Annotated in this window: 15 protein-coding genes, 2 pseudogenes and 1 CRISPR repeat array; of the genes and pseudogenes, 5 read left to right on the plus strand and 12 right to left on the minus strand. The window is 66.5% G+C overall.

The genetic code is table 11. The features are described from left to right. Positions 1-67: 67 nt before the first annotated feature. The 10 genes and pseudogenes from J4H86_RS06445 to J4H86_RS06490 all read right to left on the minus strand — a co-directional run bounded on the left by J4H86_RS06445 (position 68) and on the right by J4H86_RS06490 (position 12,064). The gene (locus J4H86_RS06445; protein ID WP_236542590.1) at positions 68-1,258 is read right to left on the minus strand and encodes a hypothetical protein; all 1,191 of its coding nucleotides are present in this window, start codon (positions 1,256-1,258) and stop codon (positions 68-70) included. Positions 1,259-1,887: 629 nt separating this feature from the next. After that, a pseudogene (locus tag J4H86_RS06450) lies at positions 1,888-1,980 on the minus strand (IS5/IS1182 family transposase); the annotation flags it as partial. A gap of 393 nt (positions 1,981-2,373) precedes the next feature. Continuing rightward, positions 2,374-2,664, minus strand: a complete 291-nt coding sequence (cas2, locus tag J4H86_RS06455) for a CRISPR-associated endonuclease Cas2 (RefSeq protein ID WP_236542591.1) — start codon at positions 2,662-2,664, stop codon at positions 2,374-2,376. Further along, entirely contained in the window at positions 2,664-3,740 is a 1,077-nt protein-coding gene (cas1c, locus tag J4H86_RS06460; protein WP_236542592.1) for a type I-C CRISPR-associated endonuclease Cas1c, read from the minus strand. The genes cas2 and cas1c overlap by 1 nt, the downstream gene beginning before the upstream one ends. After that, positions 3,737-4,381 carry a CRISPR-associated protein Cas4 gene (gene cas4 / locus J4H86_RS06465; RefSeq protein ID WP_236542593.1) on the minus strand — a complete coding sequence of 215 codons (645 nt, stop codon included), beginning with the start codon at positions 4,379-4,381 and terminating at the stop codon, positions 3,737-3,739. Before cas4 ends, cas1c begins: the two co-directional genes overlap by 4 nt. Next, positions 4,368-5,273: a type I-C CRISPR-associated protein Cas7/Csd2 gene (gene cas7c, locus J4H86_RS06470; RefSeq protein ID WP_236542594.1), complete on the minus strand. Its 906-nt coding sequence runs from the start codon at positions 5,271-5,273 to the stop codon at positions 4,368-4,370. The genes cas4 and cas7c overlap by 14 nt, the downstream gene beginning before the upstream one ends. Beyond that, the gene (cas8c, locus tag J4H86_RS06475; RefSeq protein WP_236542595.1) at positions 5,273-7,078 is read right to left on the minus strand and encodes a type I-C CRISPR-associated protein Cas8c/Csd1; all 1,806 of its coding nucleotides are present in this window, start codon (positions 7,076-7,078) and stop codon (positions 5,273-5,275) included. Before cas8c ends, cas7c begins: the two co-directional genes overlap by 1 nt. A gap of 4 nt (positions 7,079-7,082) precedes the next feature. Continuing rightward, positions 7,083-7,772 (minus strand): type I-C CRISPR-associated protein Cas5c, encoded by a 690-nt coding sequence (gene cas5c, locus J4H86_RS06480; protein WP_236542596.1) that lies wholly within the window; start codon positions 7,770-7,772, stop codon positions 7,083-7,085. Then, the gene (gene cas3 / locus J4H86_RS06485; RefSeq protein WP_236542597.1) at positions 7,769-9,982 is read right to left on the minus strand and encodes a CRISPR-associated helicase Cas3'; all 2,214 of its coding nucleotides are present in this window, start codon (positions 9,980-9,982) and stop codon (positions 7,769-7,771) included. The genes cas5c and cas3 overlap by 4 nt, the downstream gene beginning before the upstream one ends. Positions 9,983-10,217: 235 nt before the next feature. Further along, positions 10,218-10,913: direct repeats of the CRISPR family, unit length 38 nt; unit sequence GTTGCGATCCTCAGCCGCGCCGAAGTGCGGCTGCCACC. A 347-nt stretch (positions 10,914-11,260) separates the two neighbouring features. Then, positions 11,261-12,064, minus strand: a complete 804-nt coding sequence (locus J4H86_RS06490) for a DUF2637 domain-containing protein (protein ID WP_236542598.1) — start codon at positions 12,062-12,064, stop codon at positions 11,261-11,263. A 1,212-nt stretch (positions 12,065-13,276) separates the two neighbouring features. On the opposite strand from J4H86_RS06490, the gene J4H86_RS06495 reads away from it, so the two are divergent. From J4H86_RS06495 to J4H86_RS06520, 5 genes and pseudogenes are all read left to right on the plus strand, one after another. Then, positions 13,277-13,429, plus strand: coding sequence for a hypothetical protein (locus J4H86_RS06495; RefSeq protein ID WP_236542599.1), 153 nt, complete (start codon positions 13,277-13,279; stop codon positions 13,427-13,429). Between the two features lie 129 nt (positions 13,430-13,558). Then, complete coding sequence (locus J4H86_RS06500) at positions 13,559-14,968, plus strand: lanthionine synthetase C family protein (RefSeq protein ID WP_236542600.1); 1,410 nt, start codon at positions 13,559-13,561, stop codon at positions 14,966-14,968. A gap of 74 nt (positions 14,969-15,042) precedes the next feature. Then, positions 15,043-17,163 (plus strand): annotated as a pseudogene (locus J4H86_RS27580) (lantibiotic dehydratase family protein); the annotation flags it as partial. A 214-nt stretch (positions 17,164-17,377) separates the two neighbouring features. Beyond that, complete coding sequence (locus J4H86_RS06515) at positions 17,378-18,286, plus strand: thiopeptide-type bacteriocin biosynthesis protein (protein ID WP_236542603.1); 909 nt, start codon at positions 17,378-17,380, stop codon at positions 18,284-18,286. Positions 18,287-18,482: 196 nt separating this feature from the next. Then, on the plus strand, positions 18,483-20,444 hold the full coding sequence (locus J4H86_RS06520; RefSeq protein WP_236542604.1) for an ABC transporter ATP-binding protein: 1,962 nt from the start codon (positions 18,483-18,485) through the stop codon (positions 20,442-20,444). Between the two features lie 910 nt (positions 20,445-21,354). Here the strand turns inward: J4H86_RS06520 and J4H86_RS06525 are convergent. Beyond that, a complete protein-coding gene (locus tag J4H86_RS06525) occupies positions 21,355-22,314 on the minus strand; it encodes a VOC family protein (RefSeq protein WP_236542605.1) in 960 nt (319 codons plus the stop codon). 467 nt (positions 22,315-22,781) lie between these two features. Continuing rightward, positions 22,782-23,636, minus strand: a complete 855-nt coding sequence (locus J4H86_RS06530; RefSeq protein ID WP_236542606.1) for an LLM class flavin-dependent oxidoreductase — start codon at positions 23,634-23,636, stop codon at positions 22,782-22,784. Between the last annotated feature and the right edge of the window lie 21 nt (positions 23,637-23,657).

Below are 23,657 nucleotides of genomic sequence, written 5' to 3' on the forward strand. Positions count from 1 at the left end.
CCACAGGCACCACTTGCTCTCTAAGAATCCTAGCTCCAATCAGAAGTACACGACGCTGCCGCCGATGCTAACATGTCGCCGGCTCCCCGCCTGGGCCTGGGTGAAAGTCGAACGGAATGCCGGGGAACGGCAGAAGGTGGAACCCAGAGTTTTCTCTTTGAACGAGGCATTGAATAGACCTGGGGTGGTCAGCGTAAAAAGTGTGAACGTAGGCTTCGTGGTGAGGGGCGCGATCGAAACGCCCGCTAGCATACACTGTGCCATCCCGAAATAGCTCCACGTCGACATCGATATTGATGTCGGGAGCATCAAAGAATCCCAAAATGTGACACAGCGGGTTGGAGCTCGCAATGCTTATTACACCTCGCCCCGCATTCTGATTTATGGACGTTCCTGAAAGTTGGATATCCGACACTGGGGCTCGTTCTGACCCCAGCAGTACGGCACCTCCGTCCTCCCAGCGATATAGTCGAGTTTCCTGAATCTGATACCTTTCCAATACGGACTGATTGTCGAAATAGAAATTAAATCCGGCGCCTACTCGAGAGGGCGGCATGACCGCTTCTGGTCGGAAGTCTCTATTGTCTCCACCAAACCGATGTTCTCCCGGGGATGTTCCTCCACAAGGGAATGTCGCTTGGACGTACTCCTCGGCAATGAACGCCCGCCAACTGAATCCCTGAAAACTGACCTCCGCGTTCATATTGTTCGAAATGGCTTCAAATTCCTGCTGAAGGTCGCCGGACTCTGTCTCTACCGGTTCTATGCCTGGATTCTCAATGCGCCAGCTCAGCACGGGAAGATCTTGAAGTGAGCTGTCTTGTTCGAGTGCATGTGGACCCGGGTCATTGAGAACTCGAGGATCTCCCACGCTGAGATTAATGAAATCTGCGTTGGGAGTCGTTGAAATGCGAGACTCTATAGAGCCATCTGTCACCGAAGGGATATCCCCCCGAGTCCAGGTCACGTTCATGGATTCACTGGTCGAGGCGATTTCTTGGTTTTCCAGCTCATCTATCCGAAAATCAAAATTGTCGCCGTCGGTGATCCAAGTAAGTGACGGATACTCATGATCGTCCGTGGCCGTCGTTCTGACCATGCTGCGTTTTAGGATCGTCTCGTTTTCGTCTAGTGCGAGTATGCGCATCCTGAGTGGTTCGCTTTCTGTGAGTTGGGAGATCTCTAGAGCTGCTTCGCTGCCCCGGTATAGAGGTTCTCCTCGTGAATCTCTGTTTCCCGGCTTGGGCACCTCGTCCACGGCGACGTACTCCACCGCCCCATCAATTTCCGGCCACGAAATACGAACTGAACTAGATGTTCGATCAACTGAGAATTCTTCAATGTATCCAGAGTCAGACTCGGCTGCGGCTGGCGGGGCGTAGGTTAAGACGGCCGCACCTAGGGTAGCGACGAGGGGGATGGACAGTATGCGTCGCAATCTAGCTCCAACTCTTGTTATGCTCCAGGACGCATGAAGTGTCGCATGATTCCTTGAATGCCTGAAGACCCAATTGTGATCCTGAGTCCAGGGAGTTCGGAATGGCCCCACTTGATCTCGGCGTCTAACGCACGGTTAGGTCATATTGCTATCTGTGGATGTAGCATGTTCGATGCTCGCTCGGACTGCACAAGATCCACCACAGTGTGTCGCGAATGTCATGGTGTGCGAGTGGCTTCGTTTTCCTTGTGCGCGGAACTAATCTCGACCTTCAGTCATGCGTTGCGATCTCGGGGCTGAATCTCAAGTGAAACTGAAATGCGATATTCGCTTTAACTGAATCTCATGGCACTACGGCTATATCCCATAGTGATGCCGCAAAGGCGGATTTCCACTGAATACCTCAGGCCCCAGAGCCGTAGCATGGGAACTTCTACCGAGCTGGAGGCGCGTTCGACCTGCCAGGGTCGCCCCACCCTCTTCGAGGATTCGGCGCCCTTGCGCGCCAGGCGGAGGATAATTCCGCGTCCGTGGAGCCATCGGCAATCCTCAGCCGCCGTTGGGGGCCTCTGCCACTCCCGTCAGGCGGAGCCGGAGCGCCCGACCTCGACGTTGCGATCCTCAGCCGCCGTTGGGGGCGGCTACCACCGTCTTCGCGGCGACTTGCTCGTCCTCCCACCGCACGTTGCGATCCTCAGCCGCCGTTGGGGGCGGCTGCCACTTGGCCGGGCCCGGCAGTGGTTTCCTCGTGGACGGCGGTTGCGATCCTCAGCCGCCGTTGGGGGCGGCTGCCACGCGCCTGAGGTGGTGGTTCTGCGTGTTGGGGTGGGGTTTGGGTTCTCAGGGCCTGTCTCATTGTCCTTCTTTGTCTGTTTTCTGGTTGGGAACCTCTCGGGGTTCTGGTGTGTGCTTGTGGTTCCCAAGCTGGGGGGCTTCTACATGATGAGTGGGTCGTTGTGTGGGATGAGTCCGGCCTTTCCGAGGGTCTGAACTTTGGTGAAGCCTTCGGCTGGGAGGCGGTAGACGCGGATGTTGTCTTCGTCGTCGGCGATGGTGCGGGTGATGTGGTCGAGGAGGGTGAGTAGTCCGGCCTGGTCGGTGACGATCTCGAACACGGATTGCTGTACTCGTTGGCCGTAGCCTTCGCAGAGTTTGGCGACGTGGCGGAGTCGGCGCTGGCCTTCGGGTGTGGTGGTGTTGACGTCGTAGGTGAGCAGGATGTGCATCAGGTTGGGCTCCACGGCAGATAGTCGGGGAGTTCTCCGCGGAGGTGTCGGGCGAGGATTCGGGACTGTACGACGGGGAGCAGCGCGGCGGGGACGTCGCGCTTGAGTTGTTTGTGTCGCCATTGGCGTTGCTTCCACTGTTGCCACTCGCTCAGCACGATCTTGCGGCCGTCTTCAGTGAGGTGTACTGCTCGCTCGTGATCGCCGGCCGGGGCGACGGTGTCGGCCTCCTGTGCTGGTGGTTGGTATTCGAAGTGTTCGGCGCGGATTTGTTTGCGGTTAAGGAGGGTCACCGCGAGGCGGTCGGCGAGGACGGGGCGGAACTCTTCCATGAGGTCGAGCGCGAGGGAGGGTTTTCCGGGGCGTATGCCGTGGAGGAAACCGACGTAGGGGTCGAGCCCGACTTGTTCGAGTGCGCCGTGTGCGTGGCTGCGGGTTAGTCCGTAGAGGAAGGACAGTAAGGAGTTCACGGGATCGCGGGGCGGGCGGCGGCTGCGGCCGACAAGGGGGCCGGTGTCGTTGTTGGGGTTGAGGAGTAGGGCGAGTCCCGTGTAGTAGACCTCGGCGGTCTTTCCTTCCCAGCCCATGAGCTGGTCGAGGTCCGTGGCCTGTTGCGACTCGGCGAGGTAGTCGGCGCAGGTGGCGGCCTTGTCGCGGAGCTCGGTCTTGGTGGTTGCGGTGTTGGTGTCGCGGGCGCCTTTGAGGAGGATTTGGCGGGAGTTCTGAATCTTGCCGGCGATGATGCTCCGGGCGATGCGTAGGCGCGCGGCGAGGTCGGCGTGGGTGAGGTGCTGTGCGTGACGCAGAAGGACGTTGCCGCGCACTGGTCCTTGGAGTCGGGAGCGGAAGCGGCCGCCGGCGCTCATCCACACCACATCGCGTCCGTCGTCGGCGCAGCGCGACAGCAGTTCGGTGCTGAGGTGGACATGGCCGTAGACCACGATTGCGTCGAGGCGGCGTAGGGGGAGGGTGCGGCGTTGGTCGTCGTCGGGGATGCGCACCCGCACCGCGTCGTGTTCCAGGTGGAGACTGGCGCCGGGGGTTTGGATGTAGAGACTGTTGAGGAGTTCGGTCATGGAAGATCGGCTTCTGGATAGGGCTCGTGCAGCCGCGCCACAGCCTGGGTGTAGGAACGCTGGCCGGCGAGGAGTTTGGGCATGCACATGGTGTTCATGGAGCAGCGGCGGCAGCGTTGGTCGGCGGCTGGGTGGGGCAGGTGGAGGTCGTGGAGCATGGCGCGCACGGCTTGAGCGGTGGTCAGGACTCGGTCGCGTAGTGCCTGGTCGACGGCAACGGTGTGGCGTCGCCGGTCGGCTCCGGCGTAGATGAGCGCCGTGTCGATGCGGGTCTTCCACATTTCTTCGAGGCACATGGCTTGACCGGCGACTTGGAGGTCGCTGGGGCCGCCGGGGTGGTGTGTGCCCGACTTGTGTTCGACGGGGACGATCCGGCCGTCGTTGTGGACTTCAACGACGTCGCATACCCCTTGCAGGCCGTGGCGGTCGGACCATACGGGCAGCGCGCGCAGCGTTCGCGTGGTGCCGCGGGTCTCGGTGCCGGGTTCGTGGACCTTGCGGTGCATGAGGGTGCCGCGGGTGGTCGCGGCGTCATCGGTGTATCCGTCTTCCAGCAGGATCAGCCCGGACTGGCGTGGACAGTAGGCGTAGTGCTCCAGGGAGGACAGGGTGACCGGGGTCAGCGGTTCATTGTTGGCCATCGGGGGCGCCTGTGAGGGTGGTCATGGTGACGCCGGGGGGAAGCTGGCTCTGGTCGACTGTGACTTGGTAGTCGGTGAATGCGCGGATGGGGGTGCTGTGTTCGTTGGGGACGACCTGCACGAGGTCGGTGAGTTGGTGGGCGGGGGCTTTGCCGAATGCGTTGTCGTGGGAGAAGACGTAGAGGCCGCGTAGTGCCATCTCGCCGCGTGAGGCCGAACGGTCGTGTTCGAACATCATGGTTATGGCCTGCCAGAGGGCGTCCAGGTCGGCGGTGGTGACTCCGGTCTTGGCGGCCAGCGGGGCGCTGAAGTGGCCGATGCCGCGGTAGAGCCCGTAGGGCACGGTGTGCTTGTTGCCCATCTCCGTGGTTTCGCCCTGCTCCACGTCTCCGGCTCTGGTCTGGGTGATACGGGTGATGCCGTGTTCGAGGCCCAGGATCGGGCTGATCGATCGGGAGAAGGTGAGCTGTAGCGGGCCTTGGACCCGGCCCGCGGGCTTGTCACCGGTCGACATGACGGCGCCGAACATGCGTACGTCGAAGAAGGTGGCGCACATCCAGTCTCGTGCTCTGGGCTGATTCTCCGCGGTCTGCTTCTTGTCCTTCTTGTCACCTTGGAGGTTGAGGGCGGTGTAGGCGCGTTCGTGCTGGGTGTTGAGCGCGACCCCCGCTTCGACGTAGATGTCGAAGCCGGGTTCTCCTTCTTTGAGCAGGGCGATGGTGTTACGGATTTTGCGTTTGATCGCGACGTCGGTGACCAAGCCCTGTCCGGTATCCGGGTCAGTGCGTGGAGCGCCACCACTGTCGGGGTCGCCGTTGGGGTTGCCGTCGCGCACGTCGAACAGGAACACGAAGTCGTGCTTACGGGTGGGGTCGAGGTGGGGTTCGCTCATCACTGTCCTTCGTCCTGTTGGGGCGGCGTCGCGTTGCGGCGCTGACGGTGGTCGTGGGAGTGCTGCTGGTAGTAGCCGAGGCTGAAGAGGGATTGACCTTCCTGGTCCAGCGTGCTGGGCAGAGGTTGGTCGAGTAGGTCGTGTAGGCGGCAGATCGTGTCGAAGTATGCGCGGCCGGCCGCCTCGTCTTTGCGGTTGTCGGTGTTGCGCAGGCGACGCAGGTGAGCCTGGGACTTGTCCAGCAGTGGCTCCATGCGGGCTCGGGGTGTCGCCTTCGCCGCCGACAGCACCTTGTCCGCGATGGTGGCGTTGGGGCCCTTCTTCGTCTTCGGGTCGCGCAGGGCGCGGTACTGCAGGGATTCCAGAACCGCGAATAGTCGCCCGGCCACATAGGCGGGGTCTGTTCTCTCTTCGTTGAGCACCGCGTGGACCCTTCCGTCGTCGGTGGCGAATATGCGGTTGTAGAGCAGGCGCAGCAGGGCGGCCCTGGGATGGTCGATGCGTCCGTCGGCGCCGATGCGCTGGTTGAGGCGATGTAGCAGGACGGGTGTGGGGGTAGCGCCCCGCAGTGCGGCATGCAGCAGGTCACGCGAGGCGCGAGCGGGTTCGCTGTCAGCGATGTAACGCCATCCGTCCGCGGTGTCCTGTCCACGCCCCAGGCAGCGGGCGAGGAGCCACAGCGGCGCCTTGCGTGGGGTGTCGGAGTGCCAGTCGGTGATCTCATGGTCGTCGAACCACTGGGTGATCCGCTCCAGCGCCTGGTCCAGGGGTACGTTGATCCAGTCGCGCACGGCGACCCGGCTCTGGTGGGCCGAGAGCGTGACCGCGTGGAAGGTGTTGGTCTCCAGGCCGGTGGTGACCGGGCCGTGACGGCGAGCTTTGTGGAGTTCCGCGTAGACCGCGGCGATGTCCTCGGCATCCGCCGTGAGCAGTGAACCAAGCAGCGGCACGGGCTGGGGGTCCTTCAGCCACCACACGGTAACGGAGTCCTGCCCGCGGTAACGGTGATCGGTATCGCTCAGCAGCGCGTTGAGAACCGCGGTGGAGCGGGCCCCGCACACCTCGCACAGCGGAATGTCGTCCAACTGGATGCGGCCTCCGCGGCCTTGCGCGGGCTTGTTCACCGAGACCAGTTGGGCGTCGCGCGCCTGTGCGGTGCTGGGTACGGGGATCGCTCCGGCCTTGACTGACTCCGGCAACGAGTTCAACAGCGGGCGTTCTTCCCCGCATGACAGGCAGGTTCCCCTTCCGGCGCGTCCCGTCTTGCGGGTGGCGACCACGCCGGCCCAGCACTGCTGCGCGGCCTCGTCCAGGTGCGGCCAGGGGCGCCCCGCGACGTTCACGGCGACCAAGTGGGAGGACTTTGCCTGTTGGGGCACACTCAGCGCGCGATGACGGCCGCTGGTGAAGAAGTTCAGGACGGCGTGGGCCGCGGGGTCGGAGGGAACGGTCTGAGCCCACTGCTGCAAGAGCTCGATGTAGGCCTCGTTGCGCCGCGCGGCCTCGTCTTCCGCCTTCTCCGTGTCCTGTTTCGGCATCCCCAGGACGTACTCCAGGGTGTCCACCAACAAGGTCGGTGGGGGCTTTGCCCCTGACCGGTAGACGTAGGGAGCGTCGAGTGTGATCCCGTTCTTGCGCTGGGTATCGGCCAGGTCACTCACACTGGGGTTTCCGTCGCCGTCGACATCGAGGAGGAAGCCGTCCTCGTCGAGGGAGATGCACCAGCGCACTGTGCGGGGGCGATAGTTGGCGGGAGGAAGTCCGTTCACATGGGGGGCGTAGTCGGCCAGGGCCTTAAGTAGCACGCGTTCACTCCCTGCCGCCGGTGCGCGACGACGCGGCTCCGGGGAGCTCCGCCCCTCGCTCGGGGATAGTCATCACTCCCGAATCCATTCGCGCGTGGAACCAGCGGTAGGTCTCCTGACCACCGGAGTAGTCGATACTGTGCAGCATCGCGCCGAAATCCTCACTGCTGGCGATGGGAGGTCGCTCTGTTCGCGGAGTGAAGGACGCGGAGAACTCTCGAGTGCCCAAGAACGGCTGGGAGAAGCAGGCGCCGCGCTCCACCCGGCGGCGGAACTGATCCCGGTACTTGGCCGGCGGGGCATCAGCGTGCGGCTGCATCCGCACCTGCGCCGTGATGCGGTAGGCCACCTCACGCAGACCCGTCATCATGCGCTGGTCGCGCTTGGTCTCGGCGTCGAAGCGCACCGAGGTGTCTGCCATCGCACGGCGCACCCACTCCGAGGAGACCGTATCGGTGACCTCGTTGCGGCGTACCGAGAACCAACGGATGGGTGTGAGTACCTCGATCCGCTCGATCACGTATTGGAACTCTGGTTTCCAGAAGATCGCTTCCAGCAATCCCTTGGCCGCCGACGGCGTCATGACGGGGTAGCTGAACCGCTCCGTCTTGAACTCGGGGCGGGTGAAGCAGGCGTAGGGACCCTCGACCTCCACTACCAGAGGAGGTGTGTCGCCCTCGTGTTGTGCACTCAAAACACATACTCCTCACTGTCGGAGATCTCGATGCCGCGCCGCTCGTCGTAATCGCCAAGCCACTCGTGCAAGTCGCCGACGACGGGTGCCAGGAGGCCCGACGCCTTGTCGAAGGCCAGGCTCTTTGGCAAGGTCGCCATGTACGGGCGCAGTTCGCGCAGCAGCCCTCCACCGGGAACGCCCCCGCGCAGAAGCGCCAGCACCTCCTGGATGCGCTCGCGCTCTGCTTCGTATTGCGGAGGGATGGCCACGACCGGAACTGTCTCTTCCTTGATCATCCGGAAGAGGTTGGTCACCTCGGGAAAGTTCCACTCCCTCCGGGCGTCCTGGATCTTTTCCCCGTCGTTCTCGGTGTCGGTGAGCTTGAACCGTTCCCGGTAATAGGTGTCCAAGGCGTCCAGATCGTCTGGCGTGGCTTTCCCCGGGCCGAAGAACATTCGCGTGGCGGCCAGGGCGGCCCCGTATATGAACTCGCCCCCGCCGGACGACGCTCCCCCGTCCCCGTCGGCTAGCTCGAACACCACGACGCGGCCGCGTTCCAGCCGTCCGGAGCGGTTACAGCGCCCCGCCGCCTGCTGCATCGCCTCGGCTGTGGCGAAGGCGCGGAACACCACGGGGAAATCCAGATCGACTCCGGCCTCGACCAACTGGGTACTGACCACGGCCACCGGTGATCCGGCTGCGTTGAGCTCACTGACGTACCGCACGGTCTCTCGGCGGTGCCGGGCCACCATACGGGTGGACAGGTGCAGTACCGGCCCCGCCGACTCGTCCCGCCGCTGCGCCACCAATGCGTGCAACTCACGCGCCTGAGCCGTGGTGTTGCACACCGTCAGGGATGCTCGACACTCTGCCACTTCCTCGGCGAGCTCCTCCCGACTCGGAGCCGGATTCAGCCACCACTCATAGTTCACCCGCTGCAGCCGGGTGTAGAGGGGCTTAGGGTCGGCGATGACCTCGCGGGCCGCCAGATCCCGCAGTGGGCTCAGCTCGAAGAACGTTGGTTGTGTCGCCGACGCGAGCAGGACGGTCACACCGAAGTGGTCGGTCAACGTCCGCAACATCGACATGATCGGCACCAACAACCGATCCGGAAGAGCCTGAACCTCATCCAGCACGATCACCGAGCCCGCGAGTCGATGCACACGCCGCATGGCCGCGGGACGCCGGCCAAACAGAGACTCGAACAGCCGGACCGTCGTGGTCACGATGAACGGGGCGTCCCAGTTCTCAGCGGCCAAACGGGCCCACCGGCCGCCAGCACTCTTGGACGTCGCGTCCAGGTCGACCCCGCTGTGGTGCTCCAGCACCACCTCGGGCTCCCCGGGGCCCTCCAGCAACCGCCGATACTCCGCCGCGTTCTGCTCGGTGATCGACAGGTAGGGGACGGCGACAATGACCCGCCGCAACCCATGAACACGGGCATGATGCAGACCGAAGCCCCCCGCGGCGAACGTCTTTCCCGACCCGGTCGGCGCCGGCAAGCGATAGATACCCTGCGGGCCCTGAGCCGCGGCCACCGCTTGCTCGTACACCCGCGCCCGGTCCCCATCCACCGGCGACGAAACCCGACGCGCCAACCGCGCCTTCAGCGCCTCCTCGTAACGCTCGACCAGCCCACCAATCGCCACCCCATGCTCCTGCCGAGGAACGCCATCGAAGTGCGCCGCGGTATCCAAATGATCGGCATCCACCACGGCGCTGAACACGAACCGCACCAGCGAATCGACGACGAGCGCGTCGGCACCGTCCGCAGTGAGCCAGCCCGGCAAACCGGGGCCCTCCAGGATCTCCGGCACCACAGCGGCTACCCGGTCTATGGCCTCCTGTGCCGAGGACATGCCGCTCCCCTGCGCCATAGCCCGCACGTCTTGCCCAAGCTCCGAGAAAGCAGGCAACCCGCCATGGTGGCCCGCGACAACCGAGGCGAGCACCCCCAGATCCGCACGGTGCGCCAACCAGGTACCCGCGCCCTTGTGATCCAGCCCCACCGGCCGGTTCGTGCCCTCTACCCGGCGCAGCCCGTCCTGCCACTCACACCAGCCCTTACCGACGTCATGCACCAAACCCAAGTAGCCCGCGGTCTCCGCTGCCCTAAACGCCTCGCCGAAGCCGCCCGCACGATCACCCACCGCCCGCAGATGATCATCCAACCGGTGCCGCACACCAGCCCCATCCGCACTGTGTGCATACAGCTCATCACCGGCCATGGCCCTCCCTCACGGTTGAGCATGAGAGTAGGAGCCGGCACCGACATACCGAGGCGATACCCCAATCCTGGCCGAACTCGGCCAAACAGCCCCCGGTGACCGCTCCGAAGAGCGACACCGAGAGCGGCTGCGGGACTTTGGCCGTCGCCTTTCCGATCTTCCGCCACTCGAAGGACAGCGTCCAAGGTGCGGCTGCCACGGCGTTGAAGTGGGCAAGGAGACGTCCCTCGTCAGTGTTGCGATCCTCAGCCGCTCCGAAGTACGGCTGCCACCAAATACGGGGCGGTCTTCTCCTGGAACACGAACACGTTGCGATCCTCAGCCGCTCGGAAGTGCGGCTGCCACATCTCCGGGGCGTGCGCCCCCAGCCCGGCGTAGACGTTGCGATCCTCAGCCGCTCCGAAGTGCGGCTGCCACCGTGCTGCGGGTATGCCGGTGGTGGCGGCCACTCAGTTGCGATCCTCAGCCGCTCCGAAGTGCGGCTGCCACACCACCCACACCACCGCGCGCCATCCCACCCCCCACGTTGCGATCCTCAGCCGCGCCGAAGTGCGGCTGCCACGACCTTTACGGTGCTCCGCATGCCGAGAGAGACATCGTTGCGATCCTCAGCCGCGCCGAAGTGCGGCTGCCACCTCCTCACGGTCGTCCCGAGTCTCGCCGTCGGGACCGTTGCGATCCTCAGCCGCGCCGAAGTGCGGCTGCCACCTCAGCCCCACCCACCTGCAGACGTCTGACCACTGGGGGTTGCGATCCTCAGCCGCGCCGAAGTGCGGCTGCCACCGGCCGCTGGACCGCCTGGCCCATCCCCACCGTGGAGTTGCGATCCTCAGCCGCGCCGAAGTGCGGCTGCCACCGATCTGGTGCACCACTAGGTCCGTGGCGGTGAACGCGTTGCGATCCTCAGCCGCGCCGAAGTGCGGCTGCCACCTGCGATTGATCAGGGACGATACCGACTTGTGGGGTCGCGGATTGCCTCGAGGGGCGACCATTACGCGCCCGATGTCCGAATCGGGGTTCGGAACCTCCCGGGGTTTCACTGTGCACTCCAGGTTCTCAAGCCACTGACACATCCTTGCGTCTCTCGCCCTGCTCCCTCGCGATCTCCCGACCATGTTGCCTGACGAAACGGCTCTAGACATCCTTTCTCTCCAACGCCGCAAAGATCACCGCATCGATGAACCACAGCAAAGATTCCCGCAGTGACCTTGATGGCATGGTCGCTTTCGTCCCTCCCTTCAGGGGACAAAGTTGGTCACATCGAGGGGGCTCGACTGATCACACGACTGCCCCGGCCCCTGGCACACCTGACTTCACTACCTGATCCTCGGCGTTCTCGTCTGCTCTCCCGTTGGACCCATTCAGGAGCCCCCTCTCGCCTCGTTGTTTGACGAGGCGGCCCCAGCGGGGTTTGCGTTCGAACTGCTCGGCCACCTCCTCCCCAGTCGGCAGTGATCCGTCCTCGCGACGGTGCGCCAGAGCCCACTCCCACGCTTCGCACTGAAGCTCGGGCGGCGAGGAACTATCCGTGGCCACGCTCCCGACGCTCTCCTTCGACGATGACCATCCGCGTTCGTGAACAACCCGGAGATCCGGCCGATCGAGAACACCCTCAGGCTCCGAAACCGCACCCCCAGCAGCACGGTCATCGTTCGCCTGATCATCGTTGGTCTGCGTACGCACTGCATGTGCATCGCGAATGGACGCCGCACCGCGGAACTGACGCATCAACAGCTCGTAGCTCCCGATCAGCGCCACCGACGGCCACGCGTGAATGATCCGCGACCACACCGTCGGGTCAGCCACCGCGACGTTGGCCGCCAGCGACGCCAGGCTGCCCAGGATCAGCAAGCTCCACGGCAGCACTCCCCCGCGCCGGCCCTGACGGGCATCAGCAAGCAACGTCATCGACGCCGCGACCACCATCCCGTCCACCGACAACGGAAACAGTGCAGCACGCCATTCGGGTTCACCGTGGCGCAGCGCCAGGTCGTACATGTGGGAGTAGGAAACGACGGCCGCGATCCCGGCCAACAGCAACACCGCGCCAATAGTGGTCCAGCGCAACACCGGACTCGACATGGGATTGGACTCCCTTCATAGGTCATCGACCACGCGTGGGAGCCAAACGCCGGTGAGTACTACCGTGAACACGAGCCTCGGGCGACCCTGGAGATGCCCCGCGGACGCCGAAAGCGTGGAGACGAAATGGAGACGAGAACCCGGCTCAACGGAGCTCAACTACTGCGAGCGGCTCCCAACGAGGGCCCCTGACCTGCGACGCAGTACGTCGACCCAGGTCGACCGAGACGCCGAACTACCTTGACACGGTAGAGGTCACTGGTTCGAATCCAGCATCGCCCACCAAAGCAGTCGCAGGTCACGATGGGTCTCTCAGAGATCTCCACGGAAGGCGGAAGCCACCGTGGGAGATGTCTGGGAGACCATTTTCGTGTCGGGGGGTGCTTTCGGCCCCTCAATGGCAGTGCTCACACGGGTGAGTTCGACGACGAACGACGCCAGTCGCTCCCCCGCCCCTCCGGACCTTCGGGAGCCGCTTTCGCCCGCCTGCGCCCCTCAGCCCCAAGCATGGCCGGCCCGGTGAGTCCAAACACCCGAGCCAGTTCGTCGAATACGGACCCGCCCTTCGAGGCGGACCTGGTCGGCGCGGTACTGAGCTTCGCCGACCACGAATGCCGGATTCGCCGGGCTCCCGTCGCGGTGTCGTGGTCGGCGCAGGCCCAGGCGTAGTTGTGGCTGGCCTCGTTGACGAACCGCCGACCAGAAGCGTTGACCTGAATCGCGTGCGGCGATACCCGCTCGGTCAACGTGATCTTCGCCCGGGCAGCGGAAGTCTCGCCCCACGTGGTTTGGGTCGAAAGGGCCGACCAATACCAAGCCTAAATGTAGACCTGATCCACGCATGAGTGGATTTTCGTGCCGTTTGTGGGCGGAAACTTCGTACGCGGACCTCGGCCATGGCGCCCCCCTGAGAAGAACCGACCGGAGGGCCAGCGCCCCCATCTCATGTATCGGCGATCGGCCATACCGGGCCGCGTGGCCAGCGTGAGCACCGACCCGGCTATCCATTTCCCGCGCGCCGGCCCATCTCACTCCGAGAGTTCCGTTGCGCGCCAGGGCGTCCCCCGATGCTTCTGTCGCTCGAATTCCGCGTGTGGCGCATGTGTTGACGCTACTCATAGCGCTCAGCTACCTTCCATGCAGCTCTGAGTAATCCGGGCATTTGACGGATACCCGGAGATTTCCGTATAGCCCCTTATCGGAGGAGACACGGTGAGCGAAGAACTGCTGGAAGACGAATTCTCCCTGGACATGCGCATCGGTCACACGACGGTTTCGACCAGTTCCGCCGGTGCCACGAACAACGCCGCGAGCATCACGTCGCGTACATCGCTCTGCACCGACACACTCAGCGGATGCTGCTGACAGTCGCGCCTGTGAAGCGAGTACATCCATAGCGAGCCGCGCGGAGGGCCCTGGAGGCCGTGTAAAGGGTTCTCTGAGCCCTCCGTACGGTCGTTCACCGAAATGGGCGAGAGAGGGAACGACGCAACCATGGAGTCTCGTTCCGTGGAGAAGGTGACCGACGACGAGGTCCTGCGGCTGGCTCGCGAACTGGCCGACCGGCTCGCGGAACCGGCCGGCGACGCCCCACCGAAGACCCACCTCGCCGACGGTGCCCCCGGCACCGCGCTCGCCCTCCGGTACGCCGCCGAAGTCTTCGACGACGACCGCTACTTCAAACAGGGTCGGCTCCTCCTGCAGCGCACCGCCAAGGCGAGTGCGGCCGCGCCCATGCTCGCACCAGGTCTGTACCTCGGCACCGCGGGTGTCGTCTGGACGGTGACCGAGTACGCCCGTCTTGAGCCGCGCTACCTCCCGACGCTGGCCACGATGGCCGACCGGCTCGCCCACCAGACGCTGGCGATCACACTCCACACCACCGCGGGAAACGTCGCCGCCCACGATTACGACGTCATGGGGGGCGCGGCAGGCTGGCTCGCAGCGCTCCGCAAGGCGGCCGGCGTCCTCGGCGGGCGCACGACGGACGCGACCAGGGAGGCCGCGGACCGCCTCGCCGACTACCTGGTGGAACTGACCCAGGACGACGGCGGCAGGCTCAGGTGGTTCTGCGCGCCCTCCCACTTCCCCAGCATTCCTGGCCCCGACGGACAGCCGACACCGCTTCCGGGATACGTGGACCGGTTCCCCGACGGCGTGTACAACCTGGGATTCGCCCACGGGCCGCCGGGGATCCTCGCGGCCCTCTGCCGCCCCGACGCCGGTAACGCGGCCGGAGACGCACGGCCGCACCGGGTACGACAGGGAGTCCGCGCCCTCTCCCGGACGCTCGGAGCGCTGCGCATCGACGGCCTCCACTATCCGGCGTGGCCCAACCTCCTACTGCCCCACCCGGACTCCGGGCGCCCCGACACCGATGCTCCGCAGGTACCCGCCAGAAGCGCGTGGTGCTACGGCGCGCCCGGTGTCGCCGCGTCCCTGCTGTCGGCCTCGGCGGCCTGCGGGGACCCGGAGCCGACCGACCTCGCGATCGCGACGCTCCTCGGTGTCGACGACACCCCTGCCGAGTACCAGCGCATCAACTCACCGACTCTGTGCCACGGTCTGGCCGGGCTGCTGACCATCTATGGCCGCGCCGCCACCCAGACGGGCGTGCCGGAACTGCGGCGCATGCACGACGAGTTCCTGTCGCGGATGTGCTCGTACGCGCACTCGGACCACCCCTACCTCTTCCCCGACTACGACCCATGGGGAGGGCAGGAGCACAGTCCCGGGCTGCTGAACGGTGCTGCCGGCGTCCTGCTCGCTCTTCTCGGCACCGTGTCCGAGGCGGCGGCCGAGTGGGACGAGCTGCTGTTCCTGAATCCCAGGCCGCCGCGCGGGGACGAACCGGGCGAGACCGCGGCGGCAATTGGGGGCGACCGAGGCGTGGGGGAACCATGAGCGAGAAGGCCACCGAAACCTACAGGGTCAGCGGGTTCTTCATGCTGAGGGCGCCGGCCCTGCCGGCACGCCCGATGCTCGAACTACTCCGATCGCTCCCCGTGGCGGACGGCGCCACCGTTCGAGACGTCGTGCACGGAGACGCAGCGTACGGCGATGCCTGGCAGGACGCCTACGCGGACCAACTACTCAAACTGTGGCGGACCCCGGGCGTACCGGACGCCGTGCGGGCCGCCTCGCCTCATCTGACCGACGCCGTCGAACGCTTCGACAGCCTCACCGGCCGGAGCCGGCGGAAGGCCCTCCGCGGCCTCAGCCGATACCTGAACCGGATGAGTTTCCGTTCGACACCGTTCGGCCTCTTCGCGGGCGTGACCGCCGGCGTGTTCGGCGAGGAGCAGAGCACCCGGCTCGGGCATTCCGCCCTCGGAACCGCCCGCGCGCGTGCGGACTCCGGGTGGGTTATGCACCTGGTGAAGCGGCTCGCCTTCGGCGCCGAGCGCCCCCGCGACCTGCGGGTACGGCGCAACGACCTGCTCCATGTGGCCCGCGGCCGGGTGTGGCTGTCCACCGCCGAGGGCTACGGAATCAACGGCGCGGCCGCGGCTCCGAACGGAGGCGAGGGGCGGACCGCTCCCAAGGGCCGACGTTCCGTCAGCGTGCAGCTCACCGCGCCGGTGCGGACCGTGCTCGACCACACCCGTACTCCGACGACGTTCGGCGACCTCGCCGCCGTGCTGACTGAGGCTTATCCGAACGCCGGCGCCGAGCGTATCGCGGCCCTCCTCGACGGCCTTTTCGACAGCGACATCCTCATCACCGCCGACCGACCCCGAATGCTGGTCCCGCCGACCGGCGACACGGACCGCGACGACTCCCTGCTACGTTCGATGCTGCCGCCGGTCACCGACCTCGCCGTCGCGCGGGCGATCGACGATGTCGAGTCCGCGATCGGCGCGTTCAACCGGGGTGAGCTCCCGGTACCGGAACTGCTCGAGGCGGCGAGCGCACCGATGCCCGACAGCATCGCCGGCCACTCGGGCTCCCTCCTCCAGATCGACTCGACACTGAACCTGGACGCGCCGCTGGTCCTTCCCCGGCCAGTGGCCGACCTGGCCGAAGAGGCCGCCCACCTGTTCCTGCGGGTGGGAGCGGAAGACCGCTACCCGTCGCATCTCAAGGAGTACGCCGACGCGTTCTCCGAGCGATACGGCCACCTCTCCGAGATCCCCCTGATGGAGGCACTCACCCCGGAGACCGGCCTCGGCCCGCCGCGCGGGTACCTCTCCCCGGGGCAGACGTACCCGCTGCCCGGTGTCGTCCCCTCGCCCGCGGACCGGCCGGAGCTGAGGGGCGAGCCGACCCGTGAAGCCGTGCTGAACCGGATGGTAGCCGGGGCCCTGGCCCGCCGGGAGCTGAGCGTCCAGCTCGACGACCGGCTGCTCGACGAACTGACCGAGGTCTCGGCCGCCGAGGATGACCACCGGCCGCCGATGCCCGCGCTCGATCTGCACCTCGCCCTTCAGGCGCCGGGCCCGGGCCGTGCTCACTGGCGCGGCATCTGCAGCACAGCCGGGGTAGTGATGGGCGGTCGGACCTTCGCCCGCTTCCACGATCTCCTCGACGACGGGACCCGGGCATCGCTGCGCGGGCTCGCCGCCGCGGAGGAGCAGCGCCAGGGCGACGCCGTCTGCGCCGAGCTGTCCTCCCTACCCCAGGACGCCCGGTCCATCAACGTCACGATCCGTCCTGTCGCGCACACGTGGGAACTCCCGGTCAACGTCACTCCCGGCCGGGACGAGGAGCATGTGATCCGGCTCGACGACGTCCTCGTCGGCGTGGCCGACGGAAAGCTCTACCTGCGCAGCCGCACGCTCGGCCGGCGGCTGCACGTCACCGACCGCACGATGCTCAACTGGACCGGTGCGCCCGACCCCTGCCGGTTCCTGCTGGAGGTCTCCCAGTCCCTCTCGGGCACGGTCTCCTGGTTCAGTTGGGAGAGCCTGGGCTGGAGCATGCCGTTCCTGCCCCGTGTCGAGCGGGGCAACCTGGTGCTGCGCCGGGCGCGGTGGCGGCTGCGACCCGGCGAGCTCACCCCGGCCCCCGGCGGCGACGGGGACGGAGCCGGGCCGACAGCGTTCGCCGACGCCGTCGGCGACTGGGCCAGGACGTGGATGGTCCCCCGCCTGGTCAACATCATCGACAACGACAACACCTTGCTGCTCGACCTCACCAGCGCCCCTTCCCTGCGCGAGCTGCACGACAGCCTGGAACAGGCTCCGCCTGACGGGATCACCCTGGAAGAGGTCCTGCCAGCGCCCGACGAGGGCTTCCTGCGGGACCACCGGCGAACCGTACTCCTCCGAGATCGTGGTGCCCCTCGTACGGACCAGCGAGGACCCGGGCCGCGTGGTCCGACGCATCCAGCCCCGTCCGGTCCGGGACACCACCGATGCCGCGGAACGGTCCAAGCGGATCGGCAGCGACTGGCTGGCCGTGAAGCTCTACGCAGAGCCGGACGCGCACGACACACTGCTGGGTGTGGGCCTGGCGAGCCTCATCGCGCGGCTGTCCGAGGAGTATGGCGTGTCCGCCCCGTTCTTCCTGCGCTACGGCGATCCAGCCCCTCACCTGCGGGTGCGGTTCTTCGTGCCCGAGAAGGACGCCCGAGGGGACGTCCTGCGCGAGGTGACCGACTGGGCGTACGAGCTCGCCGATGGCGGGCACATCGCGGACCACACCTTCGTCGGCTACCAGCGCGAGGTCGAGCGGTACGGCGGTCCCGGGATGATCGACGCGGCCGAGGAATGGTTCCAGGAGGACAGCGCGGCCGTCGTCCGGCTCCTCCGGCGCCTCCGCGGCTCTCCGACCGGTCTTCCGGGTCTCCCGGACCTCGGCTTGGAGGCGTCCGAGGAACGCACCGCGCTGGTCGCCCTCACCCTCGACCGGCTGTGCGCCACCCTGGTCCCCGAGCCCGAGGCGCGTCACGCCCTCGCCCGCGTCGTGGGGAACAGCAACGCGGGCGGCGGCCTGTACCGTACGGCAGGGCGCGCCCTGTGGACCGCCCGCACCGAAGACGGCCCCGTCCGCGAACTGCTCGACCAGGCCACCGCCACGTGGCGCCCGGCCGCGGAGCGGCTCACCCGACGGATGGCGGCGCTGGAGCGGACGGGCGGACTCCAGGCGGAGCGGGACCACATCGTCGAGGCGCTGCTGCACATGCACTGCAACCGTATGGGGTTGCGACCCACCGAGGAGGCGGACTCCTACGGGGTGTGGCGGCGCCTGCTCGACCGGGCCGCGCACGCGTCCCGCTGAGTTACGGAGCCGGCCACCGCCCCGCGTCGCCGCCGTCCGGTCCGAGGGAGGCCGGGCCCTGCCGGCCGCGGCGCCCCGCACAGGTGGGCGGATGAGGATCGAACGCCCGTCCGTTCCCCTTGCCGCGCCGAACGCGGCTGGGGCGGCCGGTCACCGTGCAGTCCACCACACACACCTTTCGCCTGATGGGAGTCGCATGCGCCTGCCGCGCAGGAAGCGGAAGCCCGCTCCGCCACCCCCCTACGCCCCCCAGGAGCAGATGGCGGAGTCGAACGTCTCGCCCTATCTCGACGAGCTCAGCGAGACCTCGCTCTGGCACATGTCGACCCGACTGCCCCGCCTGATCGGGCTGGCCTGGACCTGGGCGTGGCGGGCCTCCCCCTGGGACACCGCGGCGACCATCGTCCTGAACCTCGCCGCCGGGGTGTTCACCGCGGTTGCCCTGTTCGCCGTCACGGGCGTGCTGGAGCCCTTGTTCACCGGGGGCCCGACTCCGGAGCGCGTGTTGGCGGCGCTGCCGTCGTTGGCACTGGTCGCCGCCGCCTATGCCGCGCGGTCGCTGCTCCAGGCCGGCGCGGGCTGGGCCCAGGCCCGCCTGCGTCCGCAGGTCGAGCGCCTCACCGAACTCCACCTGTTCGACCTGACGAGCAAGATCCGGCTGGAGTCCTTCGACGACGCGGATTTCAACGACACGATGTACCGGGCGCGCGACCGCGGCCAGTACGAGGCGGCCCAGGTCATCTCCTCCGCTGTCGACTTCCTCACCAGCATGGTCAGCATCGTCGCCGCGGCCGGTGTGCTGGCCGTGCTGCACCCGGTGCTGCTGCCGCTGCTGGCGCTCACGGTCATCCCCGACGGGTGGGCGGCGGCCCGGGCCGCGCGCATGCGCTACGAGCGGATCCGCGCCCTCACCCCGGGGCGGCGCCGCAAGTGGGCGCTGGGCGACATGCTCGCCTCGCGCGACTCCGCCGCGGAGCTGCGGGCGTTCACCATGCGCTCGTTCCTACTCGCGGAGTACACCCGCATCGCCGACATAGAGCGGGCGGCGATGCTGACCGTGGCGCGCAGGCAGACGGTGACCCTCCTGTTCGGAGAGGGGGCCGGTGGCGTGGCCACGGCCATGACGTATGCGGCGCTGGGCGGCCTGCTGGTCGCCGAGGTGATGCCGCTGGCCGTGGCGGGGACGGCGGTCTTCGCGATCCGCACCGCCCAGTCGTCGCTGTCGACGCTGTTGTTCTCGCTGTCGGCGACCTATGAGTCCGGGCTGTACTTCTCCGACTTCCTGGAGTTCTCCCGCAGGGCCACACGGCGGCTGCCCGAGGCGCCCACGGCGCAGGACCCCGCCCGGCTCGCCGAGGTGCGGGCACGCGCGGTGGTTTTCGCCTACCCGGGCGAGAAGGAGCCCGCGCTCGACGGCGTCGACATCGACATCCCCCGGGGCGAGGTCGTGGCACTGGTCGGGGAGAACGGCTCCGGTAAATCGACCCTGGCCCGGCTGCTCGCCGGCCTCTACATACCGCAGTCCGGCGCGATCACCTGGAACGGGACCGACATCGCCGAGATCGACTCCGACGCGCTGCGGGCACGCATCGGGCTGATCAACCAGGAGTACACCCAGTGGCCCCTGTCGGCCCAGCGCAACGTCACCATGTCCGCCGAGGCCGACGACGCCCGCCTGGCGGAGGCCGCCCGCCTCAGCGGCGCCGACGAGGTCGTCGCGGGCCTCGCGCGCGGGTGGGACACGATCCTGGACAAGCGGTTCGTCGACGGGGCGGATCTTTCGGGCGGGCAGTGGCAGCGGGTCGCCTCGGCGCGCGGCCTGTACCGCGACGCCGACCTGCTGATCGCCGACGAGCCCACCGCCGCTTTGGACGCGCGTGCGGAGAAGCGACTGTTCGAGAGCCTGCACGCGCACGCCGAGGGCCGCACAGTCCTGCTGATCACGCACCGGCTCGCCTCGGTGCGCATGGCCGACCGGATCTATGTGCTGGACAAAGGCCGGGTTGTCGAGCACGGCGACCACGAGCACCTGATGGCGGGCGGTGGGCTGTACGCCGAACTGTTCCGGATGCAGGCCCAGGCCTACGAAGAGAGCATGCCCCGCAAACACGCCGCCGGACCGGGCACCGCGGTGCCCAGCCCACTTGTTGACGGTTAGGTTCTGTTTCTTGAAGCATCGGCGGGATGGGCGGGTGCTCTGGAATCGTCGGGTGACATGGTTCGACGCCATGAACTCACCGATGGGAACTGCTCGCCCCGCTCATGCCCGCCCCCACACAAAGGCAAGCGATGGGCCGACCACCGGCGCGTCGTCCTGCTCGCTGACTGCCGCCGCCGTCCGCTGGCCATGGCCACCAGCCGCGGCCAGCGGGACGACATCCGGATGTTCGAACCGCTGATGGCCGGCCTGCAGCTGCCCCGCACACGGACCGACCCAGGACGCGCCCCGTCCGCCTGCTCGGCGAGAAGGCCTACCCTCGGCCGCGATCCGCGCCCACTTGCGGGCCCGCAACATCAAGGCGACCATCGCCCCACCGCGCGGCCGCCGAAGACCTCCGAGGTCTCCTCGGGCGGGAAACAGGTGATCTCACGTGGCGTGAAGGTCATCTCCTCGTTGTTCCCGAGCCCGTCGCCGGCCCTGCTGAGTGCCTTGTCGGTAGTCCTCGGCGTATACGGTGCGGGTGGCCCCACCCGGAGACCGTCTCGGCGCTCACGAGCGTCCGTGTCGGATGCTGGCTGGGCCGACCACGTCGGGGCCGAGGCCGTCGCCTCAACCAGGTGACAGCCCTGCCCGACGAGGAGCAGCCCGCTGGCAGGGCTGTCTTCGCCGACCTGGTAGCGATACGGCTCTGGCGTTCCGCTCGCACTGCATCATCAGCCAAAACCCGAGGGTGCATGAACCCCGGGACGCTTCACGCTGCGACGAGGTCTGGGGCGAGGGAACCGACCAACGCCGCGCCGGAGTGGCGGTAGCACCGATCCCGCTTGTTCCGGGATCAAACGCGTTCACACCTCGGGGCGAGACGTGACCCGACGGCGGCTACGGAGCCGGACGACGCATTGCGAGGTCAGGCGTCGACCACGATCGGCTCGAGCTGGGACATGATCTGTTCACGCTCGGCTTCGAACTGCGGAGGGAGCATGAAGCGCTGGCCCAACTCCTCGGGAGACTCGTCGCAGTCCCAGCCACCCTCGTCGTGGGTGACCGCGAGCTCGAACAGCGCGCCTCCCGGCATCCGGCAATACACCGACTTGAAGTACGTACGGTCCTTCAGCTCGGAGATGTCGGTGTAGCCGGCTCCTTCGATGGTGAATCTGAGGGCCAGCTGGTTCTCCAACGACTCAGCGTTCCACGCGAAATGGTGGTAGGTGCCCGCGCCGAACGACCAGGTGCCCTGTTCGTCCTTACGGTTGCCGACCACCTCGACGAAGTTCCCGAACTTGTCGTTCCCGACCTGGAAGGCCGCGCGGTGGCCGTCCTCGGTGATGTGACCTTCGGAATGGAACACGGACTCGGCGAACTCCACGGTCCGCTCCGGTGTGTGAGCGTGGATGGCCGTGCCGTGGATCCCGTGGATCCCGTACTCCTCGGGCACCCCGTTGCCGGCGTAGGGTCTACGCGGGTCGCCGATGTTGCCCACCAGGGCGTACTCGATGCCGCTGGGGTGGTGGAACAGGATCCGTCGCCGCTCGAAGACCTCCACATTCGTGGCGTCGATCCCGTGCTCGCGAAATCGCTTCTCCCAGTAGTTCAGGGATTCCTCCGGCACCGAGAGAAGTACCTCGCGGGCCTGGTTGGTTCCCCGCGTGCCGTGGATGCCGTGCTGGGCCCACGCGAAAGTGGTGATGACACTGGAGGCCTCACCCGTCGCGTTCGAGTAGTAGAGGTGGTAGACCGGCGTCGAACCGTCGTAGAGGACGGTCTTCTTGATGAATCGCAGGCCCAGGAGCCGAGTGTGGAAGTCGACGTCCTCCTGAGCGTGTCCGACCGACAGCGTCACATGGTGTGACCCCTGGATGTAGGTCATGTGCAAAGTTCCTTTCTTTAGGGAATCCCGTGCGGGTTCCTCGACGCACTGGGCCGCGGGTGGGTATTTCGAAATGAGAACGGCGAATCAGTCTCGACACGCGAGGCGATCTGTTCGCAAACACCTGATCGCACACGCCCTCGGCGACCGCGCGTACAATGGAGAACCTGCCCTCGGGGGAACGGAAACGTAGGCGGCGCCGAACGTCCATTCGTTTCTTCGGATATCAATCCAACGGTGTCGACATCACCAAAGAACCAGACGGTGATTCCGTGACTGGCCAGCACATGAATGACTGCGGGGCCACCGCCCTCGACCGGGTCTTCTTATCTCGACACAGAATGACCCGTTTCCTTGGCCCCTACTGGCCGAACATCGAATTTCATCAACCACTGACCTCGACGTACTCGAACGGCCGGGTCATTTGTCCGTTCGTCCAACGCTTCAGATGTGGGCGCGCCTGGAAGCTACAGCACCACCTCGGCCAGTCGCGCGATCTCGTCGAGGTCATCCGTTGTCGGATGGAAGATCAGTTCATCTACCCCGAGGTCGGCAAAGGCCCGGACCGAATCCCTCACCTCATCGGCGCCCGTGTTGATATTGGAAACCAGGAAGTCCGCGGTCTCCGGCCCCATCGACGCGTAGTAGTGGTACAGGTTCTCACCTCCGGTGGCGACATCGGCGAAGGCGAAGTAGGCGAGCGCCACCAGATACGGATCCCCGTCACGTCCGGCGTCCTTCCACGCGACGCGCACCCCTTCGAGGCTGGGGGCCACCATGGCGGGCGGCAGAGTACCGGCGACGTATCCCTCCCCGGATCGCGCGACACGGTCGAAAGAGGCCTGCACCGCACCACCGAACAGCAGAGGGACCTCACGCGCGCGCTCGGTCACCAACGGTAGGTCACCCCCTTGAGGAAGCGCGCCTCGCCACACACTCCTGTAGATCGTGATGTCCTCGTCCAAACGCTTGCCCTTGTCACGGGCGCCCAGGCCTTCCACGAGGTGGTCCTCCTGTCGGCCCCCGAGCCCGACACCAAGAGTCAACCGACCGCCTGAGACCTCATCGATGCCCGCTATTTCCTTCGCGAGGAGTGCGGCAGGCCAGACGGGCCCGGTCAGCACCGTGCTCAGCAGACCGATAGAAGTGGTGGCACCAGCGGCGGCGGCCAACGCCACCGTGTCCATGACACCGGGGTACACCATCCGACCGATGGTGCCGAGTGTGGAGAACCCGAACTGCTCAGAGCGTCGCGCCCACTCGGGCAGAACCGAGCCCCGCACGTCGCGCACTTGGTTGGGAATTCCTATTCCAATTTTCATCCGTCTTCCCTTTTCCCTGTT

The organism is Spiractinospora alimapuensis (assembly GCF_018437505.1).
GTDB classification, from domain to species: Bacteria; Actinomycetota; Actinomycetes; order Streptosporangiales; family Streptosporangiaceae; genus Spiractinospora; species Spiractinospora alimapuensis.

Bases quoted from the DNA above. Each gene is read 5' to 3' on its own strand.
- cas1c (WP_236542592.1), bottom strand. From the start codon at position 3,740: ATGACCGAACTCCTCAACAGTCTCTACATCCAAACCCCCGGCGCCAGT.
- cas2 (WP_236542591.1), bottom strand. From the start codon at position 2,664: ATGCACATCCTGCTCACCTACGACGTCAACACCACCACACCCGAAGGC.
- cas7c (WP_236542594.1), bottom strand. From the start codon at position 5,273: ATGAGCGAACCCCACCTCGACCCCACCCGTAAGCACGACTTCGTGTTC.
- cas4 (WP_236542593.1), bottom strand. From the start codon at position 4,381: ATGGCCAACAATGAACCGCTGACCCCGGTCACCCTGTCCTCCCTGGAG.
- J4H86_RS06525 (WP_236542605.1), bottom strand. From the start codon at position 22,314: ATGACCTACATCCAGGGGTCACACCATGTGACGCTGTCGGTCGGACAC.
- J4H86_RS06520 (WP_236542604.1), top strand. From the start codon at position 18,483: ATGCGCCTGCCGCGCAGGAAGCGGAAGCCCGCTCCGCCACCCCCCTAC.
- J4H86_RS06490 (WP_236542598.1), bottom strand. From the start codon at position 12,064: ATGTCGAGTCCGGTGTTGCGCTGGACCACTATTGGCGCGGTGTTGCTG.
- cas3 (WP_236542597.1), bottom strand. From the start codon at position 9,982: ATGGCCGGTGATGAGCTGTATGCACACAGTGCGGATGGGGCTGGTGTG.
- J4H86_RS06530 (WP_236542606.1), bottom strand. From the start codon at position 23,636: ATGAAAATTGGAATAGGAATTCCCAACCAAGTGCGCGACGTGCGGGGC.
- J4H86_RS06500 (WP_236542600.1), top strand. From the start codon at position 13,559: ATGGAGTCTCGTTCCGTGGAGAAGGTGACCGACGACGAGGTCCTGCGG.